The 22,216-nt window shown below is 39.2% G+C and carries 17 protein-coding genes and 2 rRNA genes; 17 read left to right on the top strand and 2 right to left on the bottom strand.

The window, feature by feature from the left end; all coding sequences use genetic code 11:
• Window positions 1-276 precede the first annotated feature (276 nt).
• The 6 genes from AC6I0I_RS09000 to AC6I0I_RS08975 all read left to right on the top strand — a co-directional run bounded on the left by AC6I0I_RS09000 (window position 277) and on the right by AC6I0I_RS08975 (window position 7,917).
• The gene (locus AC6I0I_RS09000; protein WP_262950350.1) at window positions 277-1,461 is read left to right on the top strand and encodes an AI-2E family transporter; all 1,185 of its coding nucleotides are present in this window, start codon (window positions 277-279) and stop codon (window positions 1,459-1,461) included.
• Window positions 1,462-1,664: 203 nt separating this feature from the next.
• Entirely contained in the window at window positions 1,665-2,654 is a 990-nt protein-coding gene (locus AC6I0I_RS08995; protein ID WP_161830942.1) for an SPL family radical SAM protein, read from the top strand.
• Between the two features lie 369 nt (window positions 2,655-3,023).
• Window positions 3,024-3,389 carry a hypothetical protein gene (locus tag AC6I0I_RS08990; protein WP_262953660.1) on the top strand — a complete coding sequence of 122 codons (366 nt, stop codon included), beginning with the start codon at window positions 3,024-3,026 and terminating at the stop codon, window positions 3,387-3,389.
• A 220-nt stretch (window positions 3,390-3,609) separates the two neighbouring features.
• Window positions 3,610-4,452, top strand: a complete 843-nt coding sequence (gene licT, locus AC6I0I_RS08985; protein ID WP_161830944.1) for a BglG family transcription antiterminator LicT — start codon at window positions 3,610-3,612, stop codon at window positions 4,450-4,452.
• 128 nt (window positions 4,453-4,580) lie between these two features.
• Entirely contained in the window at window positions 4,581-6,458 is a 1,878-nt protein-coding gene (locus AC6I0I_RS08980) for a beta-glucoside-specific PTS transporter subunit IIABC (RefSeq protein ID WP_262953659.1), read from the top strand.
• Window positions 6,459-6,474: 16 nt separating this feature from the next.
• On the top strand, window positions 6,475-7,917 hold the full coding sequence (locus AC6I0I_RS08975) for a glycoside hydrolase family 1 protein (RefSeq protein ID WP_161830946.1): 1,443 nt from the start codon (window positions 6,475-6,477) through the stop codon (window positions 7,915-7,917).
• 360 nt (window positions 7,918-8,277) lie between these two features.
• Here AC6I0I_RS08975 and AC6I0I_RS08970 read toward each other — a convergent pair whose 3' ends face one another.
• On the bottom strand, window positions 8,278-9,363 hold the full coding sequence (locus tag AC6I0I_RS08970; RefSeq protein WP_237658864.1) for an LCP family protein: 1,086 nt from the start codon (window positions 9,361-9,363) through the stop codon (window positions 8,278-8,280).
• Window positions 9,364-9,553: 190 nt separating this feature from the next.
• Between AC6I0I_RS08970 and AC6I0I_RS08965 the strand changes: the two genes are divergently transcribed.
• Window positions 9,554-11,989 carry a U32 family peptidase gene (locus AC6I0I_RS08965; protein ID WP_497993614.1) on the top strand — a complete coding sequence of 812 codons (2,436 nt, stop codon included), beginning with the start codon at window positions 9,554-9,556 and terminating at the stop codon, window positions 11,987-11,989.
• 69 nt (window positions 11,990-12,058) lie between these two features.
• Window positions 12,059-12,718: a DUF421 domain-containing protein gene (locus tag AC6I0I_RS08960; protein WP_262953657.1), complete on the top strand. Its 660-nt coding sequence runs from the start codon at window positions 12,059-12,061 to the stop codon at window positions 12,716-12,718.
• Between the two features lie 21 nt (window positions 12,719-12,739).
• On the opposite strand, the gene AC6I0I_RS08955 is transcribed toward AC6I0I_RS08960, so the two are convergent.
• Window positions 12,740-13,471 (bottom strand): tRNA 2-thiocytidine biosynthesis TtcA family protein, encoded by a 732-nt coding sequence (locus tag AC6I0I_RS08955; RefSeq protein WP_161830948.1) that lies wholly within the window; start codon window positions 13,469-13,471, stop codon window positions 12,740-12,742.
• 191 nt (window positions 13,472-13,662) lie between these two features.
• On the opposite strand from AC6I0I_RS08955, the gene AC6I0I_RS08950 reads away from it, so the two are divergent.
• The 9 genes from AC6I0I_RS08950 to AC6I0I_RS08910 all read left to right on the top strand — a co-directional run bounded on the left by AC6I0I_RS08950 (window position 13,663) and on the right by AC6I0I_RS08910 (window position 22,168).
• Entirely contained in the window at window positions 13,663-13,863 is a 201-nt protein-coding gene (locus AC6I0I_RS08950) for an alpha/beta-type small acid-soluble spore protein (protein WP_161830949.1), read from the top strand.
• A 50-nt stretch (window positions 13,864-13,913) separates the two neighbouring features.
• Window positions 13,914-14,111 carry an alpha/beta-type small acid-soluble spore protein gene (locus AC6I0I_RS08945; protein WP_161830950.1) on the top strand — a complete coding sequence of 66 codons (198 nt, stop codon included), beginning with the start codon at window positions 13,914-13,916 and terminating at the stop codon, window positions 14,109-14,111.
• Between the two features lie 171 nt (window positions 14,112-14,282).
• Entirely contained in the window at window positions 14,283-14,480 is a 198-nt protein-coding gene (locus tag AC6I0I_RS08940) for an alpha/beta-type small acid-soluble spore protein (RefSeq protein ID WP_161830951.1), read from the top strand.
• A 146-nt stretch (window positions 14,481-14,626) separates the two neighbouring features.
• On the top strand, window positions 14,627-14,980 hold the full coding sequence (locus tag AC6I0I_RS08935) for an arsenate reductase family protein (protein WP_161830952.1): 354 nt from the start codon (window positions 14,627-14,629) through the stop codon (window positions 14,978-14,980).
• On the top strand, window positions 14,961-15,296 hold the full coding sequence (locus AC6I0I_RS08930) for a thioredoxin family protein (protein WP_161830953.1): 336 nt from the start codon (window positions 14,961-14,963) through the stop codon (window positions 15,294-15,296). The genes AC6I0I_RS08935 and AC6I0I_RS08930 overlap by 20 nt, the downstream gene beginning before the upstream one ends.
• 77 nt (window positions 15,297-15,373) lie before the next feature.
• Window positions 15,374-15,910: a DUF402 domain-containing protein gene (locus AC6I0I_RS08925; RefSeq protein ID WP_161830954.1), complete on the top strand. Its 537-nt coding sequence runs from the start codon at window positions 15,374-15,376 to the stop codon at window positions 15,908-15,910.
• Between the two features lie 8 nt (window positions 15,911-15,918).
• Complete coding sequence (locus tag AC6I0I_RS08920) at window positions 15,919-17,031, top strand: aminopeptidase (protein WP_161830955.1); 1,113 nt, start codon at window positions 15,919-15,921, stop codon at window positions 17,029-17,031.
• A 634-nt stretch (window positions 17,032-17,665) separates the two neighbouring features.
• Window positions 17,666-19,182: ribosomal RNA gene (locus AC6I0I_RS08915) — 16S ribosomal RNA — on the top strand.
• 92 nt (window positions 19,183-19,274) lie between these two features.
• Window positions 19,275-22,168: ribosomal RNA gene (locus AC6I0I_RS08910) — 23S ribosomal RNA — on the top strand.
• Together the 16S and 23S rRNA genes form the textbook arrangement of a ribosomal RNA operon.
• Window positions 22,169-22,216 lie beyond the last annotated feature (48 nt).

Below are 22,216 nucleotides of genomic sequence, written 5' to 3'. Positions count from 1 at the left end.
TCTTTTATCGATGTAATAGTTTTTTTAACAGTCGAATGGGGGTGTAAATAATCGCAACATTAATTAAAAGAACAGCCATGAATTGAATAAGGATGATGATTAATTCTCCCATCGTATCCCCTCCTTTCACTTGTTTATTAGTATAGCATATTTTAAAGCAGTGCAGGGAATGGGGTGTGCGTTTTCAATGGGATTATTTTAATCTCTTACTATCTATCTTATCGAAGTGGTGTTACAATGAAAGTACTGAGTTAATCAAGGAAATGAGGTTTTTCAATGTTACAACAATTTAAAAGAAATAAAGAGCGTTGGCAAAAGTATTTAGGATATTTCTTAGTTGGAGTAGGCGTTGTCGTTGTTTATTTTACCTTGCGGAATATCCACCTGATTATGGGCAGTCTAAAAAACTTCATTTTACTGATCCGCCCGATTATTATCGCCTTTGCGATTGCTTATATTTTAAATCGTCCGATGCAATGGATTGAGCAGGCGTTAAGTCGGCTCACGAAACGGATGGTTAAACGAGACTTATCGTCGGGGTCGCGACGAGTTATCTCAATTTTAATTTTATTCCTACTCGTTGTTGGAGCGATTTACTTCTTATTTAATAGCATTATTCCTCCAATCTTCACGAATTTACGTTTATTACTCGAGTCGCTTCCAGCCCTTCAATCAAGTATTAATCGCTATATGAATGAGTTTGGTCCGTATGTACAAACGGTGATTACAGAACAACAAATCGATCAAATTTCGCATTTAGTGACCAATATTTTGAGTTCATTAGGAACTCATGCCCTTCAAGTTGGAACAGGCGTGATTACGAATGTGACGGGCTTTGCGATTAGTACGCTAACGACGATTATTTTATCGGTGTACTTTTTAAAAGATAAAGAAGTGTTGATTGATTCGCTTCACAAAGGGGCACAGGCATTACTTTCAACACGTACCTTAAGACGTTGCAAGCAATTGTTAGTCGATTTAGATACGGTATTTGGTGGATTTTTAATCGCCCAATTAATCGCGGCCTTGTTAGCCGGAGTTTGCTCAACGATTATTTTATTAATTATTAATCATCCATTCGCAATTTTAGTCGGATTAGTGACGGGGATTGCTAACGTTATTCCATATATCGGTCCGATTCTTGGAGCGGTGTTAGGATTTGTATTAGCTTTATTTTCAAGTTGGCAACTGGCAGTCTTAACGCTTATTTTATTGACCATTTATCAACAACTCGATGCGAATGTCATTCAACCGAAATTGTTGAGTAATAGTGTTGGACTGAATCCGGTGTGGGTACTGATTGCCATTCTTATTGGCGGACATTATTTAGGCATGCTTGGAATGATTGTGTCGATTCCATCAGCTGCACTCGCTCAAATTTATTTAAGTCGTCGTTATCATCGCCTGAAACAATCTGGGATGTTGACGGAAAAAGGGTTTGCAAGCGATGAAACTAATTAGTGTGGTAAAGAAATAGCAAAATGAAATATTTTTTGTATGTTGGAGTAAAAAACGCTAGAGTTTAAAGGAGCTTTAGCGTTTTTTATTTCAAAGAATTAAATCGGCTAATTTCGTAAAAAATAGTAAAATGGAAAGGAGGGAACTGCTCCGCTTAACACGCTCATGCTCTTTAAGTTTAAGGTGCTACGGGTAGCAGGATTCGGATGTTTAAACCTTATCATGTGTATATTGAAAAAGAGGCCTTGTCTTATAAACAGACAAAGGAACTGAAGAAACAGTTAGAAAGTAGGCATCTTCCTATCGATGTGATTGAGAATGGGCAAACAAAGGTTGCTAAGGGGAGGGATACCTCTGGTGATGAGGTGCTCATGATTAGTGTGTATAAAAACCAGGAATTTAGGGCGGCCCCTCCATTTGCGGATTATGCGATTCCTTTTGTATCGGGGTGCGTAGGAAGGTGTGAATATTGTCGGGCAGCTCAGTGCCGGTCATTTGTGAGGGTATACGTGAATGAAAATGATTTATTGAAAAAGGTAAAAAGATACGCTCAAAAGGGGTTAGCAGTGACGTTTGAAGGTTCTTTAGAGGCGGATCCTATTCCTACGGAACCGTATACGCACGCCTTAGCCCATATGATTGAATTCACGGCTAAGCAGCCGAATGTTTTCTTTACTTTTACGACTAAATTTACAGACGTTGATTCCTTGTTATGCCTAAATCATCAGGAACGGACGAAAGTGCGTTTTTCGATTAATACGGATACCGTGATTTCTAGTTTTGAGGAGGGAACGCCAAGTATGAAAGAGCGGATTATGGCCGCCTTTAAGATGATGAAGGCGGGCTATCCAGTTGGGTTTGTTATTGCGCCTGTCTTCGTTTACCCTAATTGGAAGGAGGACTACCTTATGTTAATTAAACGGCTAAAGGAATATTTAGAATCTGCACATCCCTCCCAACCAGTGACTTTTGAAATTATGGCTCATCGCTTTATGAAAGTTGCTAAAAATCATCTCTTTCAAGTCGTTGAAGATCCCTATCTTCCAGTAGATATTCAAGAAATGTCTTACAAGTATGGCCCTTACTTTTACGGTAAAAACAGTTACGATGTCGCTACGATGGATCAAATAAAGGAGTTATTTGAATTCGGGCTTGCCCATCTCCCATTTAACTATGAGATTAAATATATCGTATAAATCCTAATCTGAGCGCATTAACTATAAAAAATAAAACTCGTAGAGTCTATCCCAAGGGGCGATCTACGAGTTTTTGTTTGATAACATTCATTAATTTTTGGTCGACTGATTCCGTTATTTTTTACGGGGGTGTGACGACTTTTGGCATAAGCGAAAAGTCCCTCATTTGATGGAAAGAAGTTCTCAGGTATAGGTCATCTTCGCTGCTAAATTTTTTCTTCGTTTGACACAGTGATTGGCCATGACTTGAAAAAAGATAAAAAAGAGGGTATCGTCATTTTATCAACTCTTAATATCGAATAATAGTAGGGGGGGGGTCATGGATGAAAAAATTTAGTTATCGCTTTTTTAGCTTTTATATGTTTAGCGTTGAGTATAAAAAACATTTCGTGTGTATATCATTCAAAGGAACTATTTATTGAAAAAAATAGTTTACCTGAAAATCAAGTTCCGAAAATCATTCATTCACAAGAAATGATGGATGAATTTATATTCGGCTTCATTCATTCAGAAAATAGGAAAGTTGAGCTACCGGGCTCAAAACCAGATTATGCGATTAAAATCGCCACTAAGCAAAAAAATATTTGGTGGTTAGAAAATTTTATTTGGATCAATCAAGATCAAATCATCACTAGCAACAACAATGATTTAGAAAAAAATGAAGGAACGCTCTATAAAAAAGGAACAGGAATATATCACACGATAAATTCAATTTTAAGTGAAGGAGGGTTATAAATATAATTGATTGCACCTTTACGGCCTGTTTTCATAAGGGATATAATCCAAATATACGTATACTTTTTTTTCCTGTAAAACGCTATCGTAAAGCTTTACAAATAAATTTTTACGTGATATGATGAACGTAAGGATTGTAACTGGTTAGGCAGGCAAAACCCACTTCTATAGGGAGGGTTTTGCCTTTTTTTAATGCCTTTATAATGGGAGGGGAAAGTAGATGTATATTGAAAAGGTACTCAACAATAATGCGTTTATATCTCTGGATGAAAATGGTGAAGAGATAATTGTAATGGGTAAAGGAATAGCGTTTGGAAAGAAGGGGCAGCAAGAAGTTAATCTTACGAATAAAAACTATAAAGTATTTTCATGTAAGGATAAAAGTATTAATCATAAATTAATTAATATTGTTTCGGATTTGCCACAAGAATATATTTTATTAACCCGTAAGATTATTTCGATGTTTGAGAAAGAATATAATAAAAAGTTAAATGAAATTATTTATGTAAGTTTAACGGAACATATTCATGGCGCTATTGAACGTTATCATCAAGGAATTCAAGTGAAAAACCCATTATTAATGGAAATTAAACGACTCTTTGCTGAGGAATATGAAATTGGGCGTCGGGCTTTAACGATGATTCAACAGGAGTTGGGAGTTATATTTGAGGAAGATGAAGCGGGGTATATTGCGTATCATATCGTGAATGCCGAACTTAATAATGATATGATAAATATTGCCAATATAACAAAAGTAATGCAGCAAGTATTAAATGTCATTAAATATCATTTTAAAGTAGAGTTTAATGAGGAATCTAGTACGTATTACCGATTTATTACGCATTTAAAGTTTTTTGCTCAGCGTATTTTTAGTCATAAGGTTTACGAGGATGAGGATACCGAATTATTTTTTATTTTAAAGGAAAAGTATCAGGAGAGTTATCATTGCACCGTGAAAATAAAGGAATTAATCTATCAGAACTATAATTACGAGTTATCACTCGAGGAACAACTGTATTTAATGATTCACATTGAAAGAATTAGAACGAAGTCAATCATATAGATTCGGTAATAATGCTAGATAGTCGACTAGCTTATTATATATAAAAGGTTGTAACTACGTTATAGATATGTATCTATAGACGTAGGCAAAACTTCATTTTATTTGTTTAAATGAATGGAGGAGAAAAAATGGATTGCAAAAAATTAGCAGAAGGAATTCTTGAAAAGGTGGGGGGAAAGGAGAATATTGAATCGGTTGTTCATTGTATGACAAGGCTCCGCTTTGTTTTAAAGGATGAAAATCTAGCAGATGACGATCAAGTAAAAAAAATCGAGGGAGTTATCGGTCTCATGAAGAAGAATGGCCAATACCAGATTATTATTGGTAATGAGGTAGCATCGGTGTATAAGGAGATTTGTACATTAGGTCATTTTAAGGAAAACATGTCAGGTGGTTCAATCAAGAAGAAAAAACAAAACATTATTTCTGAAATCTTGGATATCATCTCAAGTGTCATGTCCCCAGTTATTCCGGCTATCATTGGGGCAGCAATGATTAAAGTTTTATTAACCGTTTTACCGATGTTAGGGTTGTTAAATAATACAAGTCAAACGTATGAATTGTTATCAGTGATTGGGGATGGGGCCTTCTTCTTTATGCCAGTTTTAATTGGAATGTCGGCGGCTAAACGATTTGATGCTAATCCTTATTATGCAGTGAGTATTGCCTTGATTTTGTTACATCCTAATTTCATTGCTCTTTTAAATGGGGCAAATGAGGCAGGAGAAACGATTAAGTTCTTTAATTTAATCCCAGTGACTTATGCTAATTATGCTTATTCAGTCATTCCGATTATTTTATCTGTTGCAATTTTACCTTATATTGAGCGGCTAGTGGATAAAATAACGCCAAGCATTACAAAGAACTTCTTAAAACCAATGCTTGTCATGTTATTTATAGCACCTATTGTTATGGTTGTTATTGGTCCACTTGGGGCTATTTTGGGAGATGGCTTATCGGCCTTTGTTTATTTCATCCAAGATAAATTAGGATTTATTGCGGTTGGTTTAATAGCAGCTATATTCCCATTTATTGTTATGACGGGAATGCATCATGCCTTTACTCCAATTAAATTGGGCGTTTTAGCCACAACAGGTTTTGAAGGATTTATTTGTATCGCAGAATTTTGTTCAAACATGGCTCAAGGGGCGGCTGCATTAGCTGTAGCCATGAAATCTAAGAATTCTGCTACTAAACAAAATGCAGGTTCCTCAGCCTTTTCAGCTCTAGTGGCAGGAATTACAGAGCCAGCATTATACGGAACAAATCTACGTCTAAAGAGACCGATGATTGGAGCCTGCCTAGGAGGGTTGATCGGTGGATTAACAGGCGGTTTCTTCCAAGTAAAATGTTATGGAGTAGCAACACCGGCTATTGTAACTCTCCCACAATATCTTGAAGAGGGAAATCCTCAAAGTCTGATTTATATTTTAATTACATTAGGGGTAACGATTGTTTCAACGTTTGTGATTACATATATCGTTGGATTTGAGGAACAAGTTGAAGGAAATAATGAGGAAGTTGCGAACGAGGAGTCTATCCTTCCTTTAAATACGGGAGTAAACATTATGAGTCCTTTAGAAGGGCATATGATTGATTTATCCCAAGTGAATGATGTTACATTTTCTAGTGGAGTAATGGGGGATGGGATTGCGATTATCCCAACAAAGGGCCGAGTGATTGCGCCATTTGATGGAAAAATAGACGTTTTCTTCAAGACGCATCATGCGATAGGGTTAAGAAGTGAAACGGGTGTTGAGTTATTAATTCACGTAGGTTTAGATACTGTAAATCTAGAAGGAAAATACTTTACTCCGTATAAAAAACAAGGAGATTCAATTAAATCAGGTGATGTTATTTTAGAATTTGATTTAGAAAAAATTAAAGAAGCTGGCTATGAATTAACTACACCGATTATTGTTACTAATACACAGCAATTTATGGATATCATTGCTAAGGAAAAAGAGGTTGTAACATTTAATGATCAAGTGTTAGCTATTATTTAATGAGGGGGATATGAGAATGACTTGTTTTAAAATGCCAAAAAATTTTTTATGGGGGAGCGCTTCGGCTGCCTATCAAGTGGAAGGTGCGTATCTAGAAGATGGAAAGGGGCTTTCTAACTGGGATCAATTTGTTAGAATTGAAGGAAAGACCTATAAAGGAACAACGGGGGATGTGGCGGTAGATCACTATCACCGATTTAAGGAAGATGTGAGGCTCATGGCAGAAATGGGGCTTAAAACATACCGTTTCTCTATCTCATGGCCTCGGGTGATTCCGACGGGAAATGGAGAGGTAAACGAGATAGGTTTGAAGTTTTATGAAGATTTAATTGACGAATGTTTAAAATATAACATTGAACCTATGGTTACAATTTTTCACTGGGATCTTCCCCAATCGTTAGTTGATCAATATAATGGATTTGAAAATCGTCGCATTATTGAGGATTTCGTTAACTATGCCAAAATCTTATTTGATCGATTCGGAAATAAAGTGAAGTATTGGATTACCTTGAATGAGCAAAATGTCTTTACCTCATTGGGATGGTTAACAGCCATGCATCCTCCAGGAAAATTTGACGATGAAAAAACATTTTATCAGGTGAATCATCATGCTTTTATGGCCCATGCACAGACAGTCTTATTGTTTAAAAAAATGGTCCCAAATGGGAAAATCGGGGCAAGCTTTGCTTATAGCCCAAGCTATTCACTAGATTGTAATCCAATGAATGCAATGTCTAAAATGGATTTTGATGATATGAAGAATTTTTGGTGGATGGATATGTATGCCTATGGACGATATCCCAAATCAACATTCACTTATTTACAAGGAAAAGGAATTGCTCCACAGTTTGAAGACGATGATCGACAGATTTTAAAGGAGGCCGCTTCAAAGGTTGATTTTATGGGAGTTAATTATTATCAAACAAGTGTGTGTGAATATAATCCTCTTGACGGGGTTACTCCATATGGAACTTTTAATACAACAGGGACAAAGGGTTCGGGTCAAGTGACGGGCCAACCAGGACTATTTAAAAATCCGTCTAACCCTTATTTAAGTACTACAGATTGGGATTGGACAATTGACCCTATGGGACTACGTTATGGATTACGTGAAATTACGAGTCGCTACAATTTACCAATTATTATTTCTGAAAACGGATTGGGCGCTTTCGATAAGAAAGAGGAGGACGAATCAATACATGACCCTTATCGAATTGCTTTTTTAAAGGCACACATCGAAGAACTTAAAGTCGCTATGGCGGAGGGTTGCGAGGTCATCGCCTATTGTACCTGGTCATTTACTGACTTATTAAGTTGGTTAAACGGCTATCAAAAACGTTATGGATTTGTTTATGTTGATCGAGAAGAGGGAGAAGAGGGAGCTAGTTTAAACCGATATAAAAAAGACAGCTATTATTGGTATAAAGAAGTTATCGCATCAAATGGAGAAATTTTATAATTAGAAGTGTAAGATAAGATAAATGGTACTAGATTGACACTATCCTTTTAGGATGGTGTCTTTTTTTAAAATTGATGAATAAATCTTTGGGTGGTCTTATTTAATAGATAGGAAGAGATAAATTCATTTCATTTTTTTGACTCTTGCATGGTTCGAAACTGGAAAATTGGGTTCTTAGAATAACGTAGCCAGAATTATAATTTTTTCGGAAACTTTTTTATAAGCATCTTATAAGAAAAGAGTAAATTTAAAAGGGCTGATTTTAAATAGAAATTTAAATCAGCCCTATCCGATATAATTTTATTGCCTTTTCTAATGACGAGATAGAAGGTTAAGGTTCAGCTCAACGAATGATCCATTTTAGTAAATTCCAGTATAATTAATAATTTTTCGATTAATTTCAAGAAGTCCGCTCGTTGGAGAGTATTCATCAGTCGCGTAAACTTTATCATGCCATTCAACGACGTTTTTTTCTAGTGTCATTGGCACTAAATAGTAAAGTCCGTCTGATAAAATTGAGCCGTAACTTAAGTCAGTCGATGGAATTTGGAGCTGCTCTATTTCTCGCTCTCCGCTTAATAATAATTGAGTTCCAAGTGCGATAATTTCATTGGTTGTTAAATTAGTTTGAATATAAGGTAAAAATTCTTTCATTAAGCCCATTAATTTTACTTTGTTGTAAGAAACTGCTTTTTGAACAACAAGTGCAATCACACGTCGTTGACGCTCCATTCGTTCATAATCCCCGTTTCCTACTTTACGAATTCGCATATAGGCAACAGCCTGACGACCGTTAAGTGTTTGAAGACCAATGTCATCGATAAGTGCCGCCTCTTCACCACTCACTTCGACATTCATTTCAGCAATCACACGGTTTAATTCCTGGAGTTCATAATCTTGAACGTCTACTTCGACACCGCCTAATTTATTAATAATTCGTTCGACTGCATTGAAGTTGACGGTTACATATTTTTGAATATCTAAATCAAAGTTTTGATTGATGGCAGAAACAGCTAGGGATGGTCCCCCGTAGGCATAGGCATGGTTAATTTTTTCAAATCCGTGTTTTTCATCGATATAGGCAAATGTATCGCGTACCACAGATGTTAAATAAGCCTGGTTTGTTTTATTATTGAAAGAAAAGACCATCATGGCGTCTGAACGAGTATTGCTATATTCATCTTCACGAGAGTCTACCCCGAATAAGGCGATGTTCGTCACACCCATTCCTTTTTTCAGGTCTAAAATTTCCTGTGAAACGTCTAAATCTGTTAATTCTTCACGCTCGACATTCGATAACATTTTATGGGCAGCTCCATAAACGACGCCACCAATGATTAAAAGGAAGAGAATTAATACTAAGAATCCCTTTAAACACCCATACTTTTTCTTTCGCTTTTTAGGCTGTTTTTCCTCCTGTTGCATCTCTACACGTTCCTTACTCATTATCTTCACCTAGTTTCTCATTAAGTCATGTTTAGTCGCGTAAACTCTAATATTTTATAATATGCGAGTATTTATTACAATATTAAAAACTTCCTATTAATATATTTTTACAAAATTTATGTTATTATAACTACCAATTTATAAAAATCTAAAAAATTGGTCATTGGTCGACTTTCAGATGTATGTTACAATGAAAGAAATTACGAAAATTGGAGCTGATCGAATGCCGACAATTGAATTATTAGCACCAGTAGGTCATCATGAAGGATTATTAGCAGCAGTTAAAAATGGAGCTGATGCCATCTATGTTGGTGGAGCCGCTTTTGGAGCTCGAAAAGAAGCTGCCTTTAGCCATGAAGAATTAGTCGAGGTTATTAAATACAGTCATCTGCATAACGTTAAGGTTTATGTTACAGTTAATACCACTATTTTTGATCAAGAACTCGAAGCGTTAAAAGAATATATTCATTTTCTATATTTAAATGATGTAGATGCGATTATTGTTCAAGATCTTGGGGTAGCACACCTTGTGAAACAACTTTATCCCGATTTTGAACTTCATTTTAGTACCCAAATGACGTTACATAATACTAAAGGGGTCGAATTTGCGAAACATTTCGGAGCTGATCGCGTCGTCGTTGCACGTGAAAACACGCTTGAAGAAATTAAAGCGATGAAAGAGGCGGTAGATATTGACCTTGAAGTTTTCGTCCATGGGGCACTTTGTGTTTGCTACTCAGGACAATGTTTAATGAGTAGTATGATTGGAGCACGTAGTGGAAATCGTGGGGCATGTGCCCAAACATGCCGTCTTCCGTATGAATTAGTAGACCTTTCAACAGGAGAAACATTGGATTCTTCAGTAGGAGACTTTTTATTAAGCCCAAAAGATTTAAAAACGATTGATGAAATTGGGGCCCTTATCGATGCAGGGGTGACCTCATTTAAAATCGAGGGGCGTTTAAAGAAACCAGAATATGTCGCGACGGTTGTTAAGGCATATCGTGAAGCCATTGATCAGTATGTAGCGACACGCAAAATTAAAATTTCCAAGCAAATGCATGAAGATATGGATCAGATTTTTAGCCGTGGGTTTACGAAAGGATATCTTTTTGGTGAGCGCGGATCAAGCCTGATGAGTACGGACCGTCCTAATCATAAGGGGATTCTTATCGGAGAGGTGACCCATGTCAAAGGAAAACGCGCGACAATTGAATTAAAATCCACTCTTGAGGTAGGCGATGGGTTGCGTTTTGTCAGTCTAAATCAAAAGGATCAAGGACTGCAAGTACAAAAGATGTTTGTTAAAGGAAAGACTGTGACTCTTGCAAAAAAAGGAGGCGTGGAGTTAGAACTTCCATTTACCGTTACGAAGGGCATGAAAGTTTATAAGACAACTTCCTTTTCTTTAAGTAAGCGGGCAGCTGTAAATGAAAAATCTATTGATAAAATAAATATTTACGGCGAGGTCAGTGCGAAAAACGGGGAGCCGCTAAAAATAATGGCCTGGGATGACGACTCTAATTTGGTAACGGTAGAAAGTGAAGAATGTTTTGTTGAAGCTCAAACGACGCCTTTATCGCAAAGTCGTTTGAAACAACAATTAGGGAAAACGGGAAGTACACCTTTTAGTTTTGCTTATCTTAATATCACCATGGATGAAGGCATCACGTTACCTATTTCAGTCATTAATAAAATAAGACGTGAGTTGTTAGAAGAATTAGAAAAACGTCGTGTCAAAAAATATGCGGACCGCCAAAAGTCAGTCGTTGAGCCTATCCTCACATCATATGATCAACAGGCTTGTACCCCATCGTTAATGGTTAGTGTCCGAAATATTAAACAATTGAAGGTGACGTTAGCACAAAATATTAAAACGATTTATTATAAAGATATTAAAACGTTAAAACGAGCCGTTGATTTAGCAGATGAATATGGCGCGACAGTTATTCCTCAACTTCCACGGATTATGACAGATGAAGAAATTTCATATGCAGTCTATGTGATTGAAAGTTTACCTATCCAGACAATCATGTTAGGTGAATATGGGATGTATGAGGCATTAAAAAACAAAGATTATACGTTTTTAGCGGATTTTTCATTTAACACAAATAATGTTCAAAGTATTGAGGCTTTTAAGTCGCTCGGTATTTCCCAGGTAACATGTTCATATGAAATCAATCAAAGACAGATGCGTCAACTTGTAAAAAACACGCCACTTCCAATCGAAATGGTTGTATATACAAGGATTCCTATGATGATTACTAAACATTGCCCGGTCAAACTTTTAAATCAACAGGAGTTTTGCCGAATGTGTTTGAGCACGCCATTTGGACTAAGAGATCGTAAAAATAAGGTTCTCCCTTTATTGAGAACTGGAAATTGTATTACGGAAATTTTTAATTCGCAACATCTGATTTTAATTGAATTTTTATCTGAACTTCAACAGATGGGTATTCACAATTTCCGCCTAGAGTTTACAAATGAACCGGATGAAATGATAGTAGATGCGATAAAGGTCTACCAACAGGTGCTAGAAACAGGAAGCCTTGATCGTGGATGGCTCGAGTCATATAAAAATCAGGATGATTATACGAAGGGTCATTATCACCGCGGGGTTCAATAATTTACGTATATAAATAAAAAAATTCCTCCATAATAAAGAAGGTAAATTCTTTTTAAGGGGGAATTTTTTATGTCAAAGATTATTTTATCTATTTTATTAGCGGGTCTTTTTTACGTTGTTTTATTAGTGTGTTTTAAAATTATGGGTAAGCGTGAAGTTAATCAGTTAAGTACGGTTGATATTGTCATTAATATATTAATCGCCAATGTAGCTGCAGGCGGAATTGTAGAAGAGGAGTACTGGTTAGATGCATTAGGCGGAGTTCTAGTGCTAGTTATGTTACAAATTTTAATGGCGAAGTTTCAAATTAAATATCCGCGTGGGCGGGATATTATTGAGGGGGAGCCTTCAATGGTGATAAAAAATGGCTTCGTTGATTATGATGAATTAAAAAAAATTAGGGTAGACCTTGATGATTTAATGATGCTGCTTCGGGGAGATAATGTGGTTGCCCCCGAGGAAGTTCAGTATGGAATTGTCGAAAAGAATGGAAAGCTTACGGTTTATACGAAAAAAAATCCGACAAAAACTTTTCCATTACCATTAGTCATTTCAGGACAAGTAAAGCTGAAGGCGTTGGAGAGTCTAGATAAGGATGCAGATTGGTTAATGAATCAGCTAGAGCTAAACCAGTTTTATCGATTAGAGCAAGTTGAATATCTTTTTTATGAAGAGCAAAAACTCGTTATTTATATGAAAGACGGCATTAAAAAGTTAAAAATAAAATAAGAGTCGTGGGAACCACGACTCTTATTCTTTATCGTTGAAATCATTAAATAGTGAAACACGATCCCCATTTGATAAGGAATTTAATAAGTTTTGTTTTGCCATAGGGTATTGAGCATATAATTTTTTTAATAGTTGCTTAACATCTTCACGACTCGTGTGCTTATCCATTGGACAAGTACTTGGTACGATTGGTACATGACGGTTGGCAGCAGCAATAATATCGTCTTCATAACAATAAACAAGTGGACGAATAAATGTAACATCGGTTCGGTCTAAGTACATTTTTGGTTTGAATGTTGATAGGAATCCGTTGTACATCGTATTCATGACTAGTGTTTCAACTGCGTCATCGGCGTGGTGGGCCATTGAGATTTTATTACATCCTAATTCGGTTCCTTTTTTTATTAAGATGGCCTTTTTGAATTTTGAACATAATGAGCAAGGAATTTTCCCGTCTGAAGAAGCATTTAATTTTAGGATTTCATAGACTTCTGTATCAACAAGGTGATATTCGATTCCGTGCTTTTTACAGAATTCTACGACAGGGTTAAAGTCCATTCCGGGGAATCCAAGTTTTAAAGTGATGCCAACTAATTCGAATTTAACAGGTGCAAATTTTTGATAAAGGTGTAGGGCATATAATAGGGCCATGCTATCTTTTCCCCCACTAACACCAACGGCAATTTTATCCCCTTCTTCAATTAAAGAAAAATCTTGATCCGCTTTTCTAATACAACCTAAGATCTTTTTCATAATACTCACCGACCTTTCGCTTGACATTATAACGAATAAAGTCGAAAAAAACAATCATTTGGTATAAAGATTAATTTGGTAATACGTATTGAAAAGGGAATTTGTTCTTTTGTATTTAAAAAATAAAATATTAAAAAAATGTATTAAATTGTCGAAATAACGCATATTAAGATTGTCAGGAGGTGAACGACATGGCAAACAACCAATCTAAAAATAAATTAGTTGTACCAGGTGCCCAAGCAGCAATCGATACGATGAAAGCGGAGATTGCAAATGAATTCGGTGTACAAATGGGTCCGGATGCAACAGCGCGTCAAAATGGTTCAGTTGGTGGAGAAATCACTAAACGATTAGTGGCAATGGCTCAACAACAAATGGATCAAACAAAATAATGCACATGATAGATAAATTTACGTATAATAACTGTCTGGAGATGACGAATATGGCAAACCAATCTAAAAATAAATTAGTTGTACCAGGTGCTCAAGCTGCAATTGATAATATGAAAGCAGAGATTGCGAATGAATTAGGTGTACAATTAGGTGCGGATGCAACAGCGCGTCAAAATGGTTCAGTTGGTGGAGAAATCACTAAACGATTAGTGGCAATGGCTCAACAACAAATGAATCAAACAAAATAGTTATTCCAATATATACGTATTAAAGGAGAGTTGAATGCTCTCCTTTTTTTATGAGTAATATAATGGCAGATTGGTGAATCTGTTTAATGAAAGGATTTATATTGATTTATGAATTTAAGGCGTATTATTTTGTCGAAATATCACATATTAAAAATGTTAGGAGGTGAAACTATGGCAAATCAATCTAAAAATAAATTAGTTGTACCGGGTGCAAAAGCAGCAATCGATAATATGAAAGCAGAGATTGCAAACGAATTAGGTGTACAAATGGGCGCAGATGCAACTGCACGTCAAAATGGTTCGGTTGGTGGAGAAATCACTAAACGTCTTGTGGCACAAGCTCAACAACAAATGAATCAAACAAAATAAAAAAACTACGACTAAACTAATCAACACGACTACAAACTACACAAATAAAAACGGTCCGATACGGATCGTTTTTATTTGAAAGGATTGCCAAATAACTGACATCTATTTAAAATTTCGATATAATGTTAGTCATAGGAGGTAATAATATGAATGTTTTAGTTTATCCAAAGTGTACGACGTGTAAAAAAGCAATAAAGTGGTTAAAAGATAATGATGTAGAGGCAGTTGTTCGCCATATTGTAGAAGAACCTTTATCTAGAGATGAGATTAAAGAATTGCATTTGAAATCAGGATTAGAAATCAAAAAGTTTTTTAATACAAGTGGGATGAAGTATCGGGAGTTAGGTTTAAAAGACCGATTAAAGGAAATGAGTTTAGATGAGTGTTATGATCTATTAGCAAGTGATGGAATGTTAGTTAAACGCCCGCTTGCATATGACGAAGAGAAGGTAACTTTAGGTTTTAAGGAAGACACTTACAATGAACAGTGGAAAAAGTAGCAGGAAATTGCAAGAGGTTAACGAGAATCAATTAAAGGAAATATGGAATTCAACGCAAATCGTTATTACCTTAGCTTACACACCGATATGTGGAACGTGTCAGGTGGCGAAAAGAATGTTAGAGGTTGTATCTAACTTATTACCCCAGGTACCATTCCTGCAAATTAATTTAAATTATTATGGTGAGCTGGCGCAAAAATATGAGATTATGTCGGTTCCGTGTCTAATGATTCATCATCAAGGAGAATGTGTAGAGAAAGTTTATACATTTATTTCTGTCCCCTTTTTATATAAAAAAATAACTTCTTACTTATAGTTTGTGATGAAACGCTATTTTCGTGGTAAAATAATACATAATGGGAAATGTATGACTAAACGAAAGAGGGGATGGCGATGAATTATCCGAAAATCGGACAAACAGTCGAGATACATAGCTATAAACATAACTCTAATATTCATCGCATTTGGCAGGAGACGACCATTTTAGATGTATCTAATGGAGTGGTTATTGGGGCTAATCATAAAACATTAGTCATGGAAAGTGACGGGAGAACGTGGTATACGAGAGAACCGGCAGTATGCTATTTTTTTAGTGAGTATTGGTTTAATGTTTTATGCATGTTGCGTAAAGATGGGGTTTACTTTTATTGCAATTTAAGTTCCCCTTTTGTATACGATCAAAAGACGATAAAGTATATTGACTACGACTTAGATATAAAGGTTTATCCTAATTTAAAATACGATATTTTGGATGTCGAGGAATATCGTAGACATGGGGAAGAAATGGGGTATTCATCAGAGGTTAAAGAAATAATTAATCAACAACTCCTTTTATTGAAGGAGATGATTGAATCTAAAAAAGGTCCCTTTGCGCCAGGATTTGCAGAATATTGGTATGATATTTATAAGAAACGATTAATAAAAAGGTGAGTGAGAACATGCGTGATCCACGATTAGAAAAATTAGCAAAAATGTTACTCGAGTATTCTAATAAGGTGAAAGCTGGACAACACGTTTTAATTAAAGGGAATGTCTTGACGAAGCCATTGATGAGGGAGTTAATTAAACATACTTATCGTTTGGGGGCTTATCCTCATATTGAGTTATTGGACGATGAGATTGGTCGTGAAATTTCACTCGGTAATACAGAAGAACGAATGGAACAAACGGTAAAGTGGAATCTTGAAAAGTATAAAGACATCGATGCGTTTATTACAATTATAGCCGATGAAAATGATTCAGAGTATAGTGATGTTCCTTCAGAAATCAAGGTGATGCAAGCGAAAGTTGGGAAACCAGTTTCTAATTTAATCGTGAATACAAAGGAATGGGTTTTATTAAACTATCCGACTTTTTCTTTAGCACAAAAGGCAAAGATGAGTTTAGAGCAATTTGAAAATTTCTTGTTAGATGTTTGCCTCGTGGACTATTCGAAAATGAATGAAGCGATGCAGTCTTTAAAAACATTAATGGAAAAGACGGATAAAGTTCGCCTTGTTGCACCGGGTACGGATTTAACATTTTCAATCAAGGGAATGCCAGCGATTCCGTGCGCAGGAGATTGTAATATTCCGGATGGTGAGGTCTTTACTGCGCCTATCAAAGATAGTGTCAACGGTGTTATTCAATATAATACAGCGAGTCCTTATCAGGGAACGGTCTTCAGTAATGTTTGCCTAGAATTTAAGGATGGTAAAATTATTAAAGCAACAGCAGATAATAATGTCGAACAGTTGAATGAAATTTTCAATTCTGATGAGGGAGCCCGTTATGTTGGAGAGTTTGCTATTGGGGTTAATCCCTTAATCCAACATCCGATGGGGGATATTTTATTTGATGAGAAAATTGATGGAAGTTTACATTTTACTCCGGGGCAAGCTTATGAAGAAGCAGATAACGGAAATCGTTCAGCTATCCATTGGGATTTAGTTTTAATTCAACGACCAGAGTACGGAGGGGGATCAATTTACTTTGACGATGTCTTAATTAGGAAAGATGGACGCTTCGTATTAAGTGAGTTAGAGTGCTTAAATCCTGAAAATTTAATATAAAAATATCGTGGGGCGCCTTAAGTATTAGAAAGAGATCTAATTACTAGGGCGCTTTTTGGATGAATAAAATAGAGGAAATATTAAATAAAGTACCTTAGATTGTTCTTAGACGAGAGAAAATGCAACCTTTAAGCGAGGAGGGGGAGATCCAATTCATTTCAGAAAGTAGGATGATTTTCTCTTATTTTAAGGGGCGCATTCAGTTTTATATCCCCCAATGTTTGGAATACATAGTCTTATATTTTTTGGGAGAATAGGGTTAGAAAATATGGGTAATCTTTGATATATATAGGAGAAATGTTAGGAAAAATAGAAAAAATATAAAAAAATGATAAATGTAGTTGATTTTTGATATTTATCATGCTAATATAGAGAAGTCGCCAACAGGGCGATGGAAAAGAAAACAAAAAAAGTTAAAAAGTGTTTGACAGAAACGGTTGAACATGATAAACTAGAAAAGTCGCCAAGAGAGGCAGACAAGAAATCTTACGAAAAAGATAAAAAACATTTGACAAAAAAAGTCGAATGTGGTAAGATAAAGAAGTCGCCAAAAGGCGAGAGAAGTTCTTTGAAAACTAAACAGAACGTCAAGAATCATGAGCGAAAGAAATTTCGCAAGCTAAGGAAACAAACAATTATGGAGAGTTTGATCCTGGCTCAGGATGAACGCTGGCGGCGTGCCTAATACATGCAAGTCGAGCGAACCACTTCGGTGGGAAGCGGCGAACGGGTGAGTAACACGTAGGTGATCTGCCCATCAGACGGGGACAACGATTGGAAACGATCGCTAATACCGGATAGGACGAAAGTTTAAAGATGCTCCTGGCATCACTGATGGATGAGCCTGCGGCGCATTAGCTAGTTGGTGGGGTAAAGGCCTACCAAGGCGACGATGCGTAGCCGACCTGAGAGGGTGAACGGCCACACTGGGACTGAGACACGGCCCAGACTCCTACGGGAGGCAGCAGTAGGGAATCTTCGGCAATGGGCGAAAGCCTGACCGAGCAACGCCGCGTGAATGAAGAAGGCCTTCGGGTTGTAAAATTCTGTTATAAGGGAAGAAAGGTGATAGGAGGAAATGACTATCAATTGACGGTACCTTATGAGAAAGCCACGGCTAACTACGTGCCAGCAGCCGCGGTAATACGTAGGTGGCAAGCGTTATCCGGAATTATTGGGCGTAAAGAGCGCGCAGGTGGTTAATTAAGTCTGATGTGAAAGCCCACGGCTTAACCGTGGAGGGTCATTGGAAACTGGTTGACTTGAGTGCAGAAGAGGGAAGTGGAATTCCATGTGTAGCGGTGAAATGCGTAGAGATATGGAGGAACACCAGTGGCGAAGGCGGCTTCCTGGTCTGCAACTGACACTGAGGCGCGAAAGCGTGGGGAGCAAACAGGATTAGATACCCTGGTAGTCCACGCCGTAAACGATGAGTGCTAAGTGTTGGGGGTCGAACCTCAGTGCTGAAGTTAACGCATTAAGCACTCCGCCTGGGGAGTACGGTCGCAAGACTGAAACTCAAAGGAATTGACGGGGACCCGCACAAGCGGTGGAGCATGTGGTTTAATTCGAAGCAACGCGAAGAACCTTACCAGGTCTTGACATACCATTGACGCCTCTAGAGATAGAGGGTTTCCTTCGGGGACAATGGATACAGGTGGTGCATGGTTGTCGTCAGCTCGTGTCGTGAGATGTTGGGTTAAGTCCCGCAACGAGCGCAACCCCTGTCGTTAGTTGCCAGCAGTAAGATGGGGACTCTAACGAGACTGCCAGTGACAAACTGGAGGAAGGTGGGGATGACGTCAAATCATCATGCCCCTTATGACCTGGGCTACACACGTGCTACAATGGTTGGTACAAAGAGAAGCGAAGCGGTGACGTGGAGCAAACCTCATAAAGCCAATCTCAGTTCGGATTGTAGGCTGCAACTCGCCTACATGAAGTTGGAATCGCTAGTAATCGCGAATCAGAATGTCGCGGTGAATACGTTCCCGGGTCTTGTACACACCGCCCGTCACACCACGAGAGTTTACAACACCCGAAGTCAGTGGCCTAACCGCAAGGAGGGAGCTGCCTAAGGTGGGGTAGATGATTGGGGTGAAGTCGTAACAAGGTATCCCTACCGGAAGGTGGGGATGGATCACCTCCTTTCTATGGAGAAAGAGACGTTCTGTTTAGTTTTGGGAGAATTTCAATTTTCCTAGAATTGATCTTTGAAAACTAGATATCTTCTGAAGAAGAAAAGTTAAGTAATAAAGGGCGCACGGAGGATGCCTAGGCACTAGGAGTCGAAGAAGGACGCGACAAACGGCGAAACGCCTCGGGGAGCTGTAAGTAAGCAAAGAGCCGGGGATATCCGAATGGGGAAACCCGCTAGTGGTCATACGCTAGCACCGTATGGTGAATCAATAGCCATAGAGGAGACAGACCCAGGGAACTGAAACATCTAAGTACCTGGAGGAAAAGAAAGAAACATCGATTCCCCAAGTAGCGGCGAGCGAACAGGGAGGAGCCCAAACCGGAGTAATCCGGGGTAGAAGGACCTTCAGAAATGACTGAACATGATAGCCGAATGGTCTGGGAAGGCCAACCGGAGGGGGTGAGAGTCCCGTAGGTGAAATTGTGTGAAGCAGGGAAGGGATCCTGAGTACGGCGGGACACGAGAAATCCCGTCGGAAGCAACGAGGACCATCTCGTAAGGCTAAATACTACCTAGTGACCGATAGTGAACCAGTACCGTGAGGGAAAGGTGAAAAGAACCCCGGAAGGGGAGTGAAAGAGAACCTGAAACCGTGTGCCTACAACTAGTCAGAGCCCGTTAAAGGGTGATGGCGTGCCTTTTGTAGAATGAACCGGCGAGTTACGATATCGTGCAAGGTTAAGTTGAAGAGACGGAGCCGAAGCGAAAGCGAGTCTGAATAGGGCGAGGAGTACGATGTTGTAGACCCGAAACCGTGTGAGCTAGCCATGAGCAGGCTGAAGGTCAGGTAACACTGACTGGAGGGCCGAACCAGGGCACGTTGAAAAGTGCTTGGATGACTTGTGGCTAGGGGTGAAATTCCAATCGAACACGGATATAGCTGGTTCTCTCCGAAATAGCTTTAGGGCTAGCCTCGATAAGAGTCTACTGGAGGTAGAGCACTGAATGGGTGATGGCCCCACCTCGGGGTACTGATCTCAATCAAACTCCGAATGCCAGATAGATATGATCGGGAGTCAGACTGTGGGTGATAAGGTCCATGGTCAAAAGGGAAAGAGCCCAGACCGCCAGCTAAGGCCCCCAAGTGTCCGTTAAGTGGAAAAGGATGTGGAGATGCACAGACAACTAGGAGGTTGGCTTAGAAGCAGCCATCCTTTAAAGAGTGCGTAATAGCTCACTAGTCGAGTGACTCTGCGCCGAAAATGTACCGGGGCTAAACGGACCGCCGAAGCTGCGGATTGACACGAAGTGTCAGTGGTAGGAGAGCGTTCTAACAGCGGAGAAGCAGTACCGGAAGGAGCTGTGGAGCGGTTAGAAGTGAGAATGCCGGTGTGAGTAGCGAAAGATAGGTGAGAATCCTATCCATCGAAAGCCTAAGGTTTCCAGGGGAAGGCTCGTCCGCCCTGGGTAAGTCGGGACCTAAGGTGAGGCCGAAAGGCGTAGCCGATGGACAACAGGTAGAGATTCCTGTACCACTTAATAAACTGAAGGAGTGACGGAGAAGGCTAAGTTGAGCGTGTGAATGGATTCACGTGTAAGCAGTGAGGTGGTCATGTAGGCAAATCCGCATGGCGAAACATTGAGCTGTGATGCCGAAAGCCCGAAAGGGTGAAGTCAGCTGATGTCACGCTTCCAAGAAAAGCTTCTAGGGATAATTTATTAGGTGCCCGTACCGATAACCGACACAGGTAGGCGAGGAGAGAATCCTAAGATGAGCGAGAGAACTCTTGTTAAGGAACTCGGCAAAATGACCCCGTAACTTCGGGAGAAGGGGTGCTTGTGAAAGCAAGCCGCAGTGAAAAGGCCCAGGCGACTGTTTATCAAAAACACAGGTCTCTGCTAAACCGCAAGGTGATGTATAGGGGCTGACGCCTGCCCGGTGCTGGAAGGTTAAGAGGAGAGGTTAGCGCAAGCAAAGCTTTGAATTGAAGCCCCAGTAAACGGCGGCCGTAACTATAACGGTCCTAAGGTAGCGAAATTCCTTGTCGGGTAAGTTCCGACCCGCACGAAAGGCGTAACGATCTGGGCGCTGTCTCAACAAGAGACTCGGTGAAATCATAGTACCTGTGAAGATGCAGGTTACCCGCGACAGGACGGAAAGACCCCGTGGAGCTTTACTGTAGCTTGATATTGAGCACTGGTGACACATGTACAGGATAGGTAGGAGACGAAGAGACCAGGACGCCAGTCTTGGAGGAGTCGCTGTTGGGATACTACCCTTGTGTTACTGGGGTTCTAACCCGTGGCCATGAGCTGGTCAGGGGACAGTGTCAGGTGGGCAGTTTGACTGGGGCGGTCGCCTCCCAAAGAGTAACGGAGGCGCCCAAAGGTTCCCTCAGAATGGTTGGAAATCATTCGAAGAGTGTAAAGGCAGAAGGGAGCTTGACTGCGAGACCTACAAGTCGAGCAGGGACGAAAGTCGGGCTTAGTGATCCGGCGGTACCGAATGGAAGGGCCGTCGCTCAACGGATAAAAGCTACCCCGGGGATAACAGGCTGATCTCCCCCAAGAGTTCACATCGACGGGGAGGTTTGGCACCTCGATGTCGGCTCATCGCATCCTGGGGCTGTAGTCGGTCCCAAGGGTTGGGCTGTTCGCCCATTAAAGCGGTACGCGAGCTGGGTTCAGAACGTCGTGAGACAGTTCGGTCCCTATCCGTCGTGGGCGTAGGAAATTTGAGAGGAGCTGTCCTTAGTACGAGAGGACCGGGATGGACACACCGCTGGTGTACCAGTTGTTCTGCCAGGAGCATAGCTGGGTAGCTACGTGTGGAAGGGATAAACGCTGAAAGCATCTAAGCGTGAAGCCCCCCTCAAGATGAGATTTCCCATTCGAAAGAAGTAAGATCCCTTGAAGACGACGAGGTAGATAGGTCAGGAGTGGAAGTTTGGTGACAGATGAAGCGGACTGATACTAATCGATCGAGGACTTAACTAATAAGGAAGTAAGCAGAAGATATCTAGTTTTGTGAGATTGATGAAATCT

It is taken from the genome of Turicibacter sp. St.80E1 (assembly GCF_059728495.1).
Note: the sequence above shows the minus strand (reverse complement) of the source record. Positions and strands in the feature narration are given on the sequence as shown.